Annotated in this window: 17 protein-coding genes; 13 read left to right on the top strand and 4 right to left on the bottom strand. The window is 67.1% G+C overall.

Annotation, left to right across the window (positions count from 1 at the left end):
* Window positions 1-325 precede the first annotated feature (325 nt).
* From QOI01_RS11365 to QOI01_RS11345, 5 genes are all read left to right on the top strand, one after another.
* Complete coding sequence (locus tag QOI01_RS11365) at window positions 326-673, top strand: WhiB family transcriptional regulator (RefSeq protein ID WP_526380904.1); 348 nt, start codon at window positions 326-328, stop codon at window positions 671-673.
* Window positions 674-987: 314 nt separating this feature from the next.
* The gene (locus QOI01_RS11360) at window positions 988-1,404 is read left to right on the top strand and encodes an EVE domain-containing protein (RefSeq protein WP_526380902.1); all 417 of its coding nucleotides are present in this window, start codon (window positions 988-990) and stop codon (window positions 1,402-1,404) included.
* A gap of 28 nt (window positions 1,405-1,432) precedes the next feature.
* The gene (locus QOI01_RS11355) at window positions 1,433-2,416 is read left to right on the top strand and encodes a pirin family protein (protein WP_526380900.1); all 984 of its coding nucleotides are present in this window, start codon (window positions 1,433-1,435) and stop codon (window positions 2,414-2,416) included.
* The gene (locus QOI01_RS11350) at window positions 2,413-2,712 is read left to right on the top strand and encodes a GNAT family N-acetyltransferase (protein WP_526380898.1); all 300 of its coding nucleotides are present in this window, start codon (window positions 2,413-2,415) and stop codon (window positions 2,710-2,712) included. Before QOI01_RS11355 ends, QOI01_RS11350 begins: the two co-directional genes overlap by 4 nt.
* A 50-nt stretch (window positions 2,713-2,762) precedes the next feature.
* A complete protein-coding gene (locus QOI01_RS11345; RefSeq protein ID WP_526380896.1) occupies window positions 2,763-3,581 on the top strand; it encodes an acyl-CoA thioesterase domain-containing protein in 819 nt (272 codons plus the stop codon).
* 146 nt (window positions 3,582-3,727) lie between these two features.
* Here QOI01_RS11345 and QOI01_RS11340 read toward each other — a convergent pair whose 3' ends face one another.
* Window positions 3,728-4,231 (bottom strand): pyridoxamine 5'-phosphate oxidase family protein, encoded by a 504-nt coding sequence (locus QOI01_RS11340; protein ID WP_526380894.1) that lies wholly within the window; start codon window positions 4,229-4,231, stop codon window positions 3,728-3,730.
* Between the two features lie 152 nt (window positions 4,232-4,383).
* Here QOI01_RS11340 and QOI01_RS11335 point away from each other — a divergent pair, with 152 nt between their 5' ends.
* The 3 genes from QOI01_RS11335 (at window position 4,384) to QOI01_RS11325 (ending at window position 7,309) form a co-directional block, all read left to right on the top strand.
* Complete coding sequence (locus QOI01_RS11335) at window positions 4,384-5,814, top strand: neutral zinc metallopeptidase (RefSeq protein WP_526380893.1); 1,431 nt, start codon at window positions 4,384-4,386, stop codon at window positions 5,812-5,814.
* Window positions 5,815-5,919: 105 nt separating this feature from the next.
* Complete coding sequence (locus QOI01_RS11330; protein WP_526380891.1) at window positions 5,920-6,249, top strand: Lsr2 dimerization domain-containing protein; 330 nt, start codon at window positions 5,920-5,922, stop codon at window positions 6,247-6,249.
* A gap of 115 nt (window positions 6,250-6,364) precedes the next feature.
* Window positions 6,365-7,309 (top strand): cation diffusion facilitator family transporter, encoded by a 945-nt coding sequence (locus QOI01_RS11325; RefSeq protein ID WP_526380889.1) that lies wholly within the window; start codon window positions 6,365-6,367, stop codon window positions 7,307-7,309.
* Between the two features lie 113 nt (window positions 7,310-7,422).
* Here QOI01_RS11325 and QOI01_RS11320 read toward each other — a convergent pair whose 3' ends face one another.
* A complete protein-coding gene (locus QOI01_RS11320) occupies window positions 7,423-8,898 on the bottom strand; it encodes an AAA-type ATPase lid domain-containing protein (RefSeq protein ID WP_526380887.1) in 1,476 nt (491 codons plus the stop codon).
* A 195-nt stretch (window positions 8,899-9,093) separates the two neighbouring features.
* Here QOI01_RS11320 and QOI01_RS11315 point away from each other — a divergent pair, with 195 nt between their 5' ends.
* From QOI01_RS11315 to QOI01_RS11300, 4 genes are read left to right on the top strand one after another with little or no spacing between them, the layout of a single operon-like run.
* Window positions 9,094-10,143, top strand: coding sequence for an amidohydrolase family protein (locus tag QOI01_RS11315; protein ID WP_526380885.1), 1,050 nt, complete (start codon window positions 9,094-9,096; stop codon window positions 10,141-10,143).
* Between the two features lies 1 nt (window position 10,144).
* Window positions 10,145-10,879 (top strand): iron-sulfur cluster assembly protein, encoded by a 735-nt coding sequence (locus QOI01_RS11310; RefSeq protein WP_526380883.1) that lies wholly within the window; start codon window positions 10,145-10,147, stop codon window positions 10,877-10,879.
* Window positions 10,880-10,884: 5 nt separating this feature from the next.
* Window positions 10,885-11,910, top strand: coding sequence for an NAD(P)-dependent alcohol dehydrogenase (locus tag QOI01_RS11305; RefSeq protein WP_526380908.1), 1,026 nt, complete (start codon window positions 10,885-10,887; stop codon window positions 11,908-11,910).
* Window positions 11,911-11,933: 23 nt separating this feature from the next.
* Window positions 11,934-12,254 (top strand): putative quinol monooxygenase, encoded by a 321-nt coding sequence (locus tag QOI01_RS11300; RefSeq protein WP_526380881.1) that lies wholly within the window; start codon window positions 11,934-11,936, stop codon window positions 12,252-12,254.
* 8 nt (window positions 12,255-12,262) lie between these two features.
* Here QOI01_RS11300 and QOI01_RS11295 read toward each other — a convergent pair whose 3' ends face one another.
* Complete coding sequence (locus tag QOI01_RS11295) at window positions 12,263-13,366, bottom strand: NAD(P)H-dependent amine dehydrogenase family protein (protein ID WP_526380879.1); 1,104 nt, start codon at window positions 13,364-13,366, stop codon at window positions 12,263-12,265.
* A complete protein-coding gene (locus QOI01_RS11290) occupies window positions 13,363-14,403 on the bottom strand; it encodes a Rieske 2Fe-2S domain-containing protein (RefSeq protein WP_526380877.1) in 1,041 nt (346 codons plus the stop codon). Before QOI01_RS11290 ends, QOI01_RS11295 begins: the two co-directional genes overlap by 4 nt.
* Window positions 14,404-14,503: 100 nt before the next feature.
* Between QOI01_RS11290 and QOI01_RS11285 the strand changes: the two genes are divergently transcribed.
* On the top strand, window positions 14,504-14,963 hold a 460-nt coding region (locus tag QOI01_RS11285; protein ID WP_526380906.1), incomplete at its 3' end, for a TetR/AcrR family transcriptional regulator.

The following is a 14,963-nucleotide window of genomic DNA, read 5'->3' as shown; positions in this document are numbered from 1 at the left end:
CGATCGGGGTCATCCTGTTGGATCACTGGCGGATCACCAACGACCTGGGTCGGTTCTCGGCGCTGGGATGGTCATCGCGGTGGTTCCTCGGTGCCGGGTGGGCGGTGCTGGGTGGCGCTGCAATGGTATCCATACTCGATGCACCGCTATGGCTTGGCTGGCCGTTGAGACCGAAGCAGTCGACTTGTTACCGCTGCGGTATGTGTTCTGCCTTGTCGATCTCCTAATGCTTCAACTTAAACTGTTGCATCGCAACGGTTACTGCTATACATTCGCTGCAGCGCGACGCACCCGACTGCGACGCCCGGACGAGGAGTGAAACGACATGAAGGCATCGGCAACCAACGTGGTGGGAATCAACCGGCCGGCAGTCACCCCGGTGGGTCTCGACGGACTGCCGCTCGGCGAATGCACTCGGGATCCCGAGAGGTGGACCACGGCCGCCGATGACGAGGCCAAGGCCATCTGCCGCCTGTGCCCCCGCCGGTGGGCCTGCGCGCGCGAGGCCGTCGAACTGCCCAAGGCCGAGGGACTGTGGGCGGGCATCGTCGTCCCGGAGGCCGGCCGGGGCCGCGGTCACGCACTGCGACAGCTGCGCGAGCTGGCCGAACGCAACGGCTACCCGGTGCGCGCTCGACGCGTCTTCCTTGAGCCCCTCCTCGAGTCTGCGTGACTACCTACCTGGGGCAACGGGGTGCCCTCGCTGCCGATGTTCGAGGGGCCGGCAGCGGGGGCAGCGTCGTCTCCGGCGCGCGGGAATGCCGGTTGGAATACCCGACGGCCGATCCGTGGTTAAGCTATAGCCGACGGTGCCGGACATGCCCCGGGTACCACTTAAATTCGTCGCCTAGAGCGACCACTTGCCGTGAGGCGCCATGGCGGTACCGTCGCCCGAGCCGCCGATGCAGACGCATCGGCGGCTTTGTGGTCTCCTCGGCCTGTGGATAACTTTCGATGAGCGTCGGCAGAGACTCGTAGCTTGGCCTCATGAGTGATTTCTGGATCAACACCGTCAGCCGCGGCCACGTCCAGCGTGGCGTCGTCGGCGGTTTCACACAGGCCAACCACGGCAAGCCGCACATGCTCCGCCGGATGGCGCGCGACGACTGGATCGTCTTCTACTCACCGAAGACCGACTACCCCGACGGCGAACCCCTGCAGGCCTTCACTGCCATCGGCCGCGTGGTCGACGACGAGGTGTACCAGGAGGATCTCGACCCGCAGTTCCAGCCCTGGCGCCGACGAGTCGAGTTCCTGTCGTGCGCGGAGACGCCCATCCGACCACTGATCGACGACCTCGACTTCATCGAGAACAAGGCCCAGTGGGGGTACCGCTTCCGGTTCGGCGTCTTCAAGATCGACGAACACGACTTCGGCGTCATCCGTAGCGCGATGACGGGATGACGCCTCCGTTCGGGGCTACTCTGGTGAGGTGAGCAACACGGAGGCGGCGCCAGCCCAAGTCGCCTGCGGTGCTTCGGGATTCACGGGTGTCCTACATCCCCGTGACGTCCCGCTGGGCGGGCCGCGGGGCATTCGCGTCCGGCGGACTCTGCCACAGCGGGAACGATCACTCATCGGCGCGTGGTGCTTCGTCGATCACTATGGCCCGCACGACGTGCGCGAGGGAACCGGCATGGACGTCCCGCCACACCCCCACACCGGCCTTCAGACGGTGAGCTGGCTGTTCAGCGGCGAGATCGAGCACCGGGACAGCGCAGGCGTGCACGCCGTGGTCCGCCCAGGCGAACTCAACCTGATGACGGCCGGCGCGGGCATCTGCCATTCAGAGGTGTCGAGCCGAAGGTCGCCGATCCTGCACGGCGTCCAGCTGTGGGTAGCCCTGCCCGACGCCGACCGGGAGGCCGCACGCGACTTCACCCATTACGCACCGACGGTGCAGACGATGGGTGCCGCGCGGATACGCGTGTTCCTCGGCCGCCTCGGCGGTGTCGGCTCACCGGTCCATACCTTCACTCCGCTGCTGGGAGCCCAGGTCGACCTGCCGCCCGGCGCCGCGATCGACCTCGCCGTCGACCGATCGTTCGAACACGGCGTTTTGCTCGACCAGGGCAGTGTCGAGGCCTGCGGCACGACACTCGGCGACCAGGGTCCAGGCGATCTCTGGTACCAGGCACCCGGCCACGACACGGTCGCGCTCGCCAACCGGGGGGAACGACCCGCCAGGGTGTTACTCCTCGGCGGCGTCCCATTTCCCGAGGAGCTCGTCATGTGGTGGAACTTCGTCGGCCGCAGCCACGACGACATCGTCCGCTTCCGCCGCCAGTGGGAGGAACACGACGACCGCTTCGGCTCGGTCTCGGGCTACCCCGGCCCGCGCCTGCCCGCACCCCCGCTGCCCAACACGACCCTGCTACCCCGCCCCAATCCCGTGACACCAGGAGATTCTCAATGACCACCGACCGGACCGGCGCCCAGGCCACCGTCACCGAGGAGCCCGGCCGCTTCACCATCGCCGTCGACGGCCAGACCGTCGGCCTGGCCGACTTCTCCGACCGCGACGGACGGCGCACCTTCCCCCACACCGAGGTGGGCAGCGCCTTCCAGGGACGCGGACTGGCGACGATTCTGGTGGGCGAGGCCTTGCGCGCGACGCGGGAGGCAGGGCTGCGGATCGTCCCGGCCTGTTCGATGGTGGCGGATTACATCGACAAGCATCCCGAGTTCGCGGACCTCGCCGAACCGGTCTGATCAGCGCGGCAGGACCGCGGCGCTCGCAGCCACCGATATCGTCGGTCGCGATGACCGTCCCACTGCCCCCGGCCTATTTCATCCCCGACGGCGACGCCCTCGTGCCCACCGCCGTGGCGAAGGGGCCCTGGGGGCAGTCGATCAGCGGCAACTTCGTCGGCGGAGTGCTTGGTCACGCCATCGAACGCGACGAGGGCGACCCCGAGTTGCAACCCGCGCGGCTGACCGTCGACCTCTTGCGTCCCGCAGCCATGGAGCCGCTGCGCGTCAGGACAAGGGTGCTCCGCGAGGGCAGACGGCTGAAGCTCGTCGACGCCGAGGTGCTGCAGTCCGACGTCGTCGTCGCCCGGGCGAGCGCTCTGTTCCTGCGCACCGGAGAGCAGCCGCCGGGAGTCGTCTGGACCGCACCCATCGCCATGCCAGCGCCACCGCCCGAACGCGACGAGCAGCCCCATACGGTCCCGTTGTTGGTCTGGGCCTACGGCAGGAACCCCAACCTTCCGCGGCGCAGCTTCGATCTGACCCAGTGGCAGCACGACGGCCCGAAGTTCGTCTGGCTACGCGACGTCAAGCCCCTCGTCGAGGGTGTGCCGATGACGCCGTTCACGCGCGCCGCGATGGCGGGCGACGTTGCGAGCTCGCTGACGCACTACGGCACCGAGGGTCTGCACTACATCAACGCCGACTACACGCTCACGCTCAGCCGGCTGCCCGAAGGACCGGACATCGGCCTGGCGGCACTGACGTTCTCGGGCCACGGCGGGGTAGCCACCGGCACCGCCGCCCTCTTCGACCGGCGCGGGCAGATCGGCTCGGCCACCGCGACCACACTGGCCAATCCGGGATTCTCGCCCCGCTCGGCGGGTTAGCGCGGACGCAGAATGCCGACCGAGATCTCGCGTTCCGTCCAGCCCTGTTAGGTGTCGAAGTCGGCGTATGCCTCGATCAGCTTGGGCCACGACCTAGTTCGATCGTCTGCCCCCGCGACGACGTCGGCCGCTTCTGCGCTGCCATGTCAGGTCAGGTACTGCGCGGTCGTCCCGGCCATCGGCATTTCCGGCATTCCGAGCTTGCGATGGTCCCAGCTCCGCAACCGGCTCGGCACCACCCGCACGGCGATCCGGTTGTTCATCATCTGATCTACGAACGGCCTCATGTCGTCGGTGTAGGGACCGGTGTAGCGCTCCCACACGCTGATCCCCACGCGCAGAAGGAGTTCCGGATCGTCGTCGACGATCTCGGCGCGACCGTCGATCGACACCCCACGCAGGGTGTCGTACGTGTGCCCGTCCTCGATCATCACGGTGATGGTCGGATCACGCCGGACGTTGACGGCCTTCTGCGACTTGGCCTTGGTCTCGAACCAGATCTCGCCGTCGAGCACGGCGTACCACATCGCGATGAGGTGCGGCTTGCCGCTCGCCGACAGCGTCGCCATGGTCGCGGTGCGACTGTGGTCGATGAACTCGACGATCTCGTCGTCGCTCATCACGATCTTCGAGCGCTCGTTCTTTCCCATCTGGTAATGCCTATCAGGCGTGCGGCCCCACCCGTTACCGGGATGCCGTCGAGCGCCCGGCGCGGAGTTCTCTCCCAAGGCTGGCAGCCGGTATACCCTCGCATTTCGGTTAGGTCACACATCCCGGGGGCGGCGCACGAAATGAGCTATCGATGGGCGGCTTGAGGGCTGCGGCGGCGGCCTCGTGTGTGGCGCTGCTGGTCGCGGGCTGCGGTTCCACGACGCAGGGTCGTGCGGTCTCTCCGCTGTACGACCCGTTCCGCGCTGGCGGACTGGCCGCTCAGGACGGCCCGAGCGGCATCCGCGAAACCGCGCCGGCTCCCGAGGGCGACGTCAAGGACAGCGACGGCGGTGACGCCGACAAGCTTGCGACCCTGGCCGTCAACGACGTCACGGAGTTCTGGGAGAAGAACTACTCCGATTCATTCGACGGATCGTTCACCCCCGTCGGGGATCTGGTGTCCTATGACTCCGACGATCCCGCCAGCCCCGAGATCTGTGGCGGTGACACCTACGGGAACCCGAATGCGCTCTTCTGCGCGAGGGACGACCTGATCGCTTGGGACCGCGGCGTCCTCGTCCCCCTGGGACAGCACTTCTTCGGGGATGCGTCGATCTCCGCCCTGCTCGCGCACGAGTATGGCCACGCCATCCAGAGCATGGCGAACATCGCCGACGACGACACCCCCACGATCGTGAGGGAACAACAGGCGGACTGCCTTGCAGGCACGTACGTCCGATGGGTGGCCGAGGGTCAGTCGCCCCGCTTCGAGCTCAGTACCGGCGACGGTCTCAATCACGTTCTGGCCGGAGTACTTACGCTCCGCGACCCCACGTACGGCCCCGGTGATGCGCCCTTCCTCGAACAGGGCCACGGCACCGCCCTCGACCGAATCAGCGCATTCCAAATGGGTTTCACCTCAGGCGCATCGGAATGCGTGGGGATCGACATGGACGAAATCACCGAGCGCCGCGGCGATCTTCCGCTGACGCTGCCGCAGGAGGGCGCGGGCGACGCCGTCTCCGGCGACGTCGCGCTGACCGAGGACGTCGTCACCTCGCTCGTCGACGTGCTCGGTGAGGTCTTCCGACCCAACGAGGCTCCCACGCTGTCGTTCGACCAACCGGATTGTTCCGACGCGCAGCCGAGCCCACCCGCTTCCTACTGCCCGGAGAGCAACACGATCTTCGTGGACATGCAGGGACTGGCAGCGCTTGGCAAGCCTGCCGACCGCCAGGACTACTCCCTACTGCAAGGGGACAACACCGCGCTGTCCGTCGTGACGTCGCGCTACGCGCTGGCCGTTCAACACGAACGCGGTGAGTCGCTCGACTCCGCGGTCGCCGCGTTGCGCACCGCGTGCCTCACCGGCGTTGCCCAGCGCGCCATGGCGGAGAACAAGGGTCTGGCGCTGATACTGACGGCGGGCGATCTCGACGAAGCCGTCGCGGGATTGCTGACCAATGGTCTGGTGGCAAGCAACGTCAACGGTGAAACGGTCCCGGCCGGGTTCACCCGGATCGTCGCCTTCCGCTCGGGCCTCGCCGGCGACGAGGACCTCTGCCATGCGCGCTTCAAGTAGCCGCGCGTCTCGCCAGCGCGAACTCAGTGTCGTTTGACGTTCTCGTCGATGGCTATCATGGGCTGGATCCGGTAATACCTTGAGTGCGATGGGGGTTCGCGAGCGGTGGCTAGAAAGACGATCGTCGAATGGGTCGACGACATCGACGGGACCGCGGCCGCCGAGACGGTGACGTTCACCATCGATGGTTCCCGCTTCGAGATCGACCTGTCCGAGACGAACGCGACGAAACTGCGCAACGTCATGGGCGGGTGGATCGACGCGAGCCGTCGATCGGGTCACCGCGCGGCGCGTGGGAGCCAGCCCACACGTGATCCCGCCGAGTCGACCAAGGCTCGAAAGTGGGCGGTCGACAACGGTTTCGACGTCGGTCCCCGTGGCCGCCTCCGCTCCGAGGTGCTCGACGCATACAGGTCTCGTACGCCGGAGAAGTAACACGTCCCGCCCGCGTCGGGCTGGTCCCTACCCGGGAACCATGCCAACATGCGCATGTATCGAGGTATGCTCGGTTCGTTCGTCCGGTCGATCACCCAGGGGGAGGCGACGCACGATGGCAGAAACCGCACACGGCCACGGGGGCCACTCCCACGGCATGACGGCCGACGCCGACCGGAAGTGGCTGACCCTCGCCCTGGTCCTCATCGTCGGCTTCATGGCCGCCGAAGTGGTCGTCGGTGTGATCGCGGGATCGCTGGCGTTGATCACCGACGCGGGGCACATGCTCACCGACGCCGCATCGATCGTGCTGGCCCTGGTGGCGATCGGGCTCGCCGCCCGACCGGCCCGCGGTGACTACACCTACGGATTGAAACGCGCCGAGATCCTCTCCGCGCAGGCCAACGGGATCACCCTGCTGCTGCTCGCTGCCTACTTCATCTTCGAGGGCATTCGTCGCCTGCTCGACCCCGGCGAAGTCGAGGGGCTGCTGGTGCTCGTCACCGCCCTGGTCGGCATCGTCGTCAACGTCGCGGCCTCGTGGTGCATCAGTCGCGCGAACCGATCGAGCCTCAACGTCGAGGGCGCGTACCAGCACATCCTCAACGACCTCTACGCGTTCATCGCCACGGCGATCGCAGGCGCCGTCGTCTGGCTCACCGGCTTCGCGCGCGCCGATGCGATCGCGGCCCTCATCGTCGCGGCGCTCATGATCAAGGCCGGCTGGGGTCTGGTGCGCGCCTCCGGTCGCATCTTCCTCGAAGCCGCCCCGAAGGGTGTCGACCCCGACGGGGTCGGCAAGGAGCTCGCTGCGATCGACGCGGTCGTCGAGGTACACGACCTGCACATCTGGGAGATCACCTCGGGTGAAGCCGCCCTGTCCGCCCACGTGATCGTCGGCGACGGCGCCGACTGCCATGCGATTCGCGGCGACCTGGAACGGGTCCTGCGGGACCGGCACCACATCGACCACACGACGCTCCAGGTCGATCACGTGTGCGCGGATGACCCCGACGAGCACTGCGTCGAGCCCCACGGTCAGTCCTATCGGGGTGCCTAGCCGAGTCCACGCGGACACGCGAGCCCGTCGACCGCGCCCGAAACTGCTGAGAGATCGTGTATTACGCGATCTCGCCGCAGTCTCGGCGAAAACGTTGGCTTAAAGCATTTCGTTCACGTCCGCACGCGAATGCCGTACTGACTGATCTTGCGGTACAGGGTGGCTCGGCTCATCCCGAGCTCGCGGGCGGCTTCGACCATCGTCAGGCCGCCTGCGTCGGACAGCACCCGGATGATCTCGCCGCGCTCGAACGCCTCGATGCGGGACAGATGCCGGGACGAGCCAGCGAGGACCTCTGGGGGAAGGCTTCCCACGTCGATGACGTCGGTGCGATTGGCGGCATGGGCGACGACGCGCGCGAGCTGGTCGACGTTGCCAGGCCATCCGTAGCTCTGCAGCGCGCGGCACGCGGCCGGGCTGATGACGACGTCGCGACCCCGCGCCCGTTTCGCGATGTGCGCGGCGAGCGGCAGCACGTCGTCCAGCCGGTCACGCAGGGACGGCACCTCCACGATCGTGTCGATCAGACCGGCCAGCGCCGTCGGGATGTCCTCGAAGCGTTCGGCCGTCACGGCGAACGGCACCATGGCCTCGCGGCGGGACCGCACGACCAGGTCCCGGAGTTGATCAGCCACCCAGGTCGGCAGCGTGTCGACGTCGCGCACCACCACGGCGGTGTGCGCCTTGCCCAGTTCCGGCGCCCACAGGCCCAGCCAGGTCTGGATGTCCGAGGAGCCAGGGGCACTGGCCGACAGAATGCGATCGCGCGGATAGGTGTGGCGCGCCGCCTGCGCAAGCAACGTCGAACGGCCGACCCCCGGCTCCCCGATCGCGGCCACGACGCCGCCCGCCGACATCGCCCGCTCGGCGAGGCCGACCGCCGAGCTCCACACAGCCGACAGCTGATGCAGGGTGCCCGAACCCGGTTCGAGTCGCGGAACCTCGACACGGAAGACCTGCCCCCGGGGGGTCTGGCGCGGGCGACGCCCGTTGGATCTCGCCAGCATCAGGGCGGCGGTGTTGCTCGCCGCCGAGCGGGCCAGCGCCAGCAGCAGGTCGCTGGACGACTGAGACCAGGTGGTGAGGTTGACGCAGCCCTCGAGACGGCCGGTGACGGCATCGAGTACCGGCACCGCAGCGCAGGTGAACGTGCACAGACTCATCGCATAGTGCTGATCGGCGCGCACCAGCGTCGGCGCCCGATCAGCCAGGGCCAGGCCAAGTCCGTTGGTGCCCACGTCGCGCTCGGAGTACGCGAAACCGGGCGCCAGATGGACGTCGTCGAGTGCGCGCAGGAGGCTGTGATCGCCGCTCATCCGGCTGAGCACCACCCCGTCTGAGTCGGTCAGCATCATGCTGACCGGCTCTCCTGCCAGCGTGCGATGCAGGTCTAGGAGGACTTCGTTGCCGCATTCGACGAACAGCGACCCCAGATTGTCGGTGCCGGTGAAGACGGGTTCAACGCTCTCCTGCGGAACCCCGTACTCCTCGCTGCGCTGCCAGGACGCAAGCAATCGACCGGGCACCGAGGGCGCCTCGGGATTCTGCAGCCGCGCAAGCCGCACTCGCTCCGGTAGTTCTTCGGGCACCCGTCTCCTTCGATGTGTGATCCACGTTACAAGCAGCCTGGCCGCAGCCGTCCCGACTGCCTAAGCCAAGGCGTCTCAGATTGAGACGTTGACGACCTCCGCGGCGCCCGCGGCCGACCATAGGCTCCGATCAGTTGGTGTGACAGCCCTCACACCAGAGTCATCGAGCCAAGCAGCCCAGTCAGGGAGAACCGCATGTACCGCAAGGACGGCACCAGCTACTTCATCGTCGACGCCCACGTCGCGCTGTGGGACGCGCGGCCGGAGAACCAACGCAACATCCACGGCAAGCAGTTCATCGACTGCTTCTACGACTACCACCGGAACCTGTCCCCGGAATCCGAGGTCTGGAGCTACGAGGACTACCTCTACCAGGGCAGCGAACGTCTGATGAAGGACTTGTTCACCGACGGCTACGTGGACCACGCGATCTTCCAGCCCGCGGCGCTCGGCGAGTTCTACTACAAGGGCTTCGGGCAGACCGACGAGGCGTCCGAGCTCGCCAAGGCCAATCCCGACAAGCTGACCTACAACCACAACTTCGACCCGCGCAACGGCGAGGCTGGCCTGTATCAGCTGCGCGAGGACGCCAGGCGGTTCGGCTTGAAGGGCGTGAAGCTCTACACCGCCGAATGGCACGGCGACTCCCGTGGCTGGCGCCTCGACGACCCATGGGCCTACCGCTACTTCGAGGCGTGCCGCGAACTGGGCATCCGCAACATCCACGTCCACAAGGGCCCCACCATCCGGCCGCTGGACCGCGACGCGTTCGACGTGGCCGACGTCGACCACGTCGCCTCGGACTTCACCGACCTGAACTTCATCGTCGAGCACTGCGGCCTCCCGCGGCTGGAGGACTTCTGCTGGATCGCCACCCAGGAACCCAACGTGCACGCGGGCCTCGCCGTCGCGATGCCGTTCATCCACACCCGTCCGAAGTACTTCGGGCAGATCATGGGCGAGCTCCTCTACTGGATCGGCGAGGACCGCATCCAGTTCTCGTCGGACTACGCGATCTGGACGCCGCGCTGGCTCGTCGAAGCGTTCGTCGACTTCCAGATCCCCGCGGAGCTCAACGAGTACGCATCGATCACCACCGACCAGAAGAGGAAGATCCTCGGGCTCAACGCGGCCAAGATGTACGACATCCCGGTGCCGGCGGAGCTGCAGCTGGCCTCCCCAGACAAGACAGCCGGCGAGCCCGCCGTCGGGCCGCGGGGCGCCGACGATCTGGTCGGGGCCTAACGTGGATCGGGAACTGTTGCGCGACGCCATCCTTCACGCTCTCGACGCCGTGATCGACCCGGAGCTCGACGAGCCGATCACCGATCTCGGGTTCGTGCACACCGTGGACGTCACCCCGCGCGGCGACATCGCGGTCCACCTGCGGCTGCCGACGTCGTTCTGCGCACCGAACTTCGCCTACCTGATGGCATCCGACGCCAAAGACGTTCTGGTGGCGCTGGACTGGACGGGGCACGTCACCGTCGAGCTAGACGATCACCACGACTCCGGCATCATCAACGCCGGGTTGGCCGCCGACGCCGGCTACCGGGGCACCTTCGCGCACGAGGCCGAGGACGATCTCGACGAGCTGCGCGTGACGTTCCAGCGCAAGGCGCACACGGCGGCGATGGAACGCTGCCTCACCGCGCTGCTGCGCACCGAGCCGGAACGCCCGGTCGCCGACCTCGGCGGGGTCCGCATCCGGGACCTGCCCGGTGACGACACCACCGCCTCCTTGATGAGGCGGCGGGCCGGCATCGGGTTGTCCACCGCGCCAGACGATCTGGTGCTGGTCGACCACACCGGAACCGGGTACGCCCCTGACGACGTCCCGATGGCGTTGCGCCGCGCCAGATCCACCCGGATCTCGATCGACGGGAACGCCCACTTCTGCCGGGGACTCCTACGCACTCGCTACCCCGATGCCGATCAGACTCGACAACTCACACTCGTTGGAAGGAACGCACAGTCATGAGCACCATGAGAGCCGTCCAGGTCGTCGGCTACCACCAGAATCTCGAGATGGCCGAGGTCCCGGTACCGACCCCGACCGGACCGTTCGACGTCGTCGTCAAGATCGGCGGCGCCGGCGTCTGCCGGACCGATCTGCACATCCTCGAAGGGCAGTGGGCCGAGAAGTCACAGGTTGCGCTGCCGTACACGATCGGGCACGAGAACGCGGGCTGGGTGCAGGCCGTCGGTTCCGCGGTGACCAACGTCGCCGAGGGCGACAAGGTGATCCTGCACCCGCTGATCACCTGCGGGCTGTGTCGGGCCTGCCGCTCGGGTGACGACGTGCACTGCGAAGCAAACCAATTCCCAGGCATCGACACCAACGGCGGGTACGCCGAGTACCTCAAGACCTCAGCGCGCAGCGTGGTGAAGATCGGCGACTCGCTGGAGCCCTCGGACGTCGCCGCGCTCGCCGACGCCGGCCTGACCGCCTATCACGCCGCCGCCAAGGCCGCCCGACGACTGACGCCGCGGGACCATTGCGTCGTCATCGGCGCGGGAGGGTTGGGCCACATCGGCATTCAGGTGCTCAAGGCGCTCTCCCCCGCCGAGATCATCGTCGTGGACCGCAACCCCGACGCGCTCAAGCTCGCCGAGGCGATCGGCGCCGACCGCAGCGTCGTCGCCGACGGCAGCCAGGTCGAGCAGGTGCTCGAGCTCACCGACGGCCACGGTGCCGAGACCGTCGTCGACTTCGTCGGCGAGGGTGGCGCCACCCGTGAGGGCATCGCCATGTTGCGCCGGGCGGGCGACTACCACGTCGTCGGGTATGGCGAGAACATCGACGTTCCGACGATCGACGTCATCTCCACCGAGATCAACTTCATCGGCAACCTGGTGGGGTCATACAACGACCTGTGCGACCTGATGGCGCTCGCCGCCCGCGGTTCCGTCAACCTCCACACGCAGAAGTACGCGCTCGACGACTTCCAGTCCGCCATCGACGATCTCGACGCGGGTAACGTCCGCGGGCGCGCCATCCTGACCCCCTGATTCGTAAGGAAAGGAATGATGCTGTGATTTTCATAGTCGTGAAGTTCAGGCCGAAGCCAGAGTACGTCGAGACTTTCCCCGACCTGATGGCCGACTTCACCGCCAGCACCCGCGCCGAGCCGGGCAACATGTGGTTCGACTGGTCACGCAGCCTGCAGGATTCCTCGGAATACGTTCTGGTGGAGGGCTTCCGCGACGGGGACGCCGGCAGGGAACACGTCACCAGCGCGCACTTCGACAAGTTCATCGCTGACACGCCTGCGCTATTGGCCGCGACGCCCAAGATCATCAGCCAGACCATCGAAGCGACCGGCTGGTCGGAGATGGGCGAGATGACGGTGTAGCCGCGCTGCTACTTGAAGCGTCCCGCGAAGCCGCGCAGCGGCAGATCGGCACTGGTGATCAGACCGGGCGGTGCGGCGACGACTGACGCGATGGCGTTCAGCGCAGGCAGGCCGGTGACCGTCATGCCGATGGATGCGAAGTTGTCCGGGTTGGACAGGTCGACGCCGGGCTTCGGGAAGATCATGTGCTTGTTGTAGATGCAGGGGTCGCCCTTGATCTGAGTGATGTAGCAGCCCTTGATGTCCCAGCTGGGATCGGTGTGCGGCGTCATCTGCCACTCGAGGTGCGTCTCGACCAACGGAGCACCGTCGACCATGCCCTGGTACTTGATGTAGTTGCCGCCGAGTGATCCCTTGGGAAGCGTGTACCAGCCGAGGTCGACGTCCTTGGTGCAGGCGCCGAGCTCGTAGCTGAACTTCACCTCGTCGAGTTCGACGCCGAAGCAGTCGGCCATCAGTAGCACGCTGTCGGCGAACACCCGGGTGTACTTCTCCAGCTTCGACGGAATCGACGGGTCCTCCACGGGCAACCCGTAGCCGACCTCCATCCAGGTGTCCTTGCTGTGGTGACACGACACGTCGACCGACTCGATGGTGGTGACGTTCTCGATCTCGGCGACGTCGGCCGAACACACCACGCCCAGAATCTGATTCAGGCCGGGGTTCATCCCGGTGCCGTAGAAGGACGATCCACCCTTGGCGGCGGCCTCGGCCAGCAGTTGCGTGACCGGTTGGCCGGAGGGATGGGGGTGATTGGCGTCGCGGTGCCAGCCGGTGATCCAGTCGGCCGTGGTGACGACGTTGATCCCCGCCTCGAGGATCTCGACGTACAGATCCTCGTCGGGGAAGACGCCGTGGAACGTCAGCACGTCGGGCTTGGCCGCGATGATCGCCTCGACGGTGCCCGTCGCCATCACGCCGACCGGACCGATGCCGACGATCTCGCCTACGTCGCGGCCGACCTTGTCGGCGGTGTAGCAGTGCAATCCGATCAGCTCGAGGTCAGAGCGGTTGCCCATCCTCTTGATCATCTCGCGACCGACGTTGCCCGTCGCCACCTGGAAGACACGGATCGGCTTGCTGGTGGAAGGCTTGGAGGTCGTGGAAATCATTGTGATTCAGCCCTTCTCGTCACTGACACGGCTTGGAGCTGCGCGGCGCTGCCACCGCGGCCATCCGGATAGAACTGCCTGGCCCACTCACGGATCGCGGTGAAGCCCTCGAACTCGGACGAGGACAGTGCGGGCGGGTCCGAGTAACGCTGATGCGACCAGATGTAGACGTCTTGGCTGAACTGCCGGATGACCTCCTGGCCGAACTCCTGCGCCTTCGTCTCGGCCCGTGGGGTGTCCCTACCGGGGGTGCGGCCGATGTAGACGGTGAAGCGGACGTCGGAGGTGCGCTCGTCGACGGGCGTGATCGCGGAGATGGTTCGGTTGTCGACCATGCCCCAGCTCTTGGTCACCGCGATGCCGAGCCCGCCGTTGATGGCCTCGACGCCGCTGTTGACGTCCTCGATCTTCTGGCCGTCGTCACCTTCGAACGTGATGGTGAAGTCGACGTAGGAGACCGCCGCGGCGAAGTCGTGGCGCGTGAACACCGGCACGATCGGCGTCTTGTGCACGAACTTGAAGTGGGCGAAGTCGACGCCGTTCTCGAGCACGTACTGCGGATGCAGCTCCAGGTTCTGCTCGTAGAGGCTCGCGCGCGGGTAGTAGTCGGCCGCGCTGCTGCCGTCGCCGAAGCTCGCGAAGACGTCAGGCGCCTCGAAGGAAGGCTCCCGGCCCTGCGCGTCATGCCAGATGTAGATCGACTCGTTGCGCTCCGCCACCGGGTAGGTGCGCATGCGCCTGCCGCGATTGGGGCGGGGCTCGTACGGGATGCACACGTTGCGGCCCTCGGCATTCCACTGCCAGCCGTGGAAGGGGCATTCGATGACCTCGCCCTCGACGTGGCCACCGAAACCCAGGTGGGCGCCGAGGTGTTCGCAGTACGCGTTCATCACCGACACCTGGCCGGACTGCGCACGCCACGCAACCATCTCCTGGTCGAAGTACTTCATCGCGAGGACCTCGCCCACTCCGATCTGGTCGGACCACGCGACCTGGAACCAGCCCGTCGGCTTCATCGAAAGTGGCGGTTTTGCCATGTCGACAAGAATCACAGAGGGTTCTATCATTCGTCAAGTGTCCAACCCGGTGTCCAATGCGCGACGGACCAACCGCCGCGGCCAGGCGACCCGCGACAGCATGCTCGACGCTGCGCTGCGGGCACTCGCCACCGGCGACGCCGCCGCGGCGTCGGCCAACCGGATCGCCAAGGACGCAGGTGCCACCTGGGGTGCGGTGAAGTACCAGTTCGGCGACATCGATGGGCTGTGGGCCGCCGTCCTGCGCCGCACCGCGGAACGCCGCGGCCAGCTCACGCCCTCGCTCTTCGCGCAACCGCTCATCGGCAAGTCCCAGGCCGCCCCCGAGGCGCCCCTGCGCGAGCGCGTGGCCACGATCATCGATCTGCTGTTCGACGGGCTCACGGCGCCCGACTCCCGTGCGATCGAGACGCTGCGCACGGCCCTGCCCCGCGACGGCGCCGAGCTGGACCGGCTCTACCCGCAGACCGCGGCCGAGCTCCAGTCGTGGGGACGCAGCTGGATCGACGCCTGCCAGAGGGCCTTCGCCGGGGGCGACGTCGACCCCCCCCCCGGCCGGG

It is taken from the genome of Mycobacterium sp. (assembly GCF_032162605.1).
Lineage (GTDB): Bacteria > Actinomycetota > Actinomycetes > Mycobacteriales > Mycobacteriaceae > Mycobacterium.
Note: the sequence above shows the minus strand (reverse complement) of the source record. Positions and strands in the feature narration are given on the sequence as shown.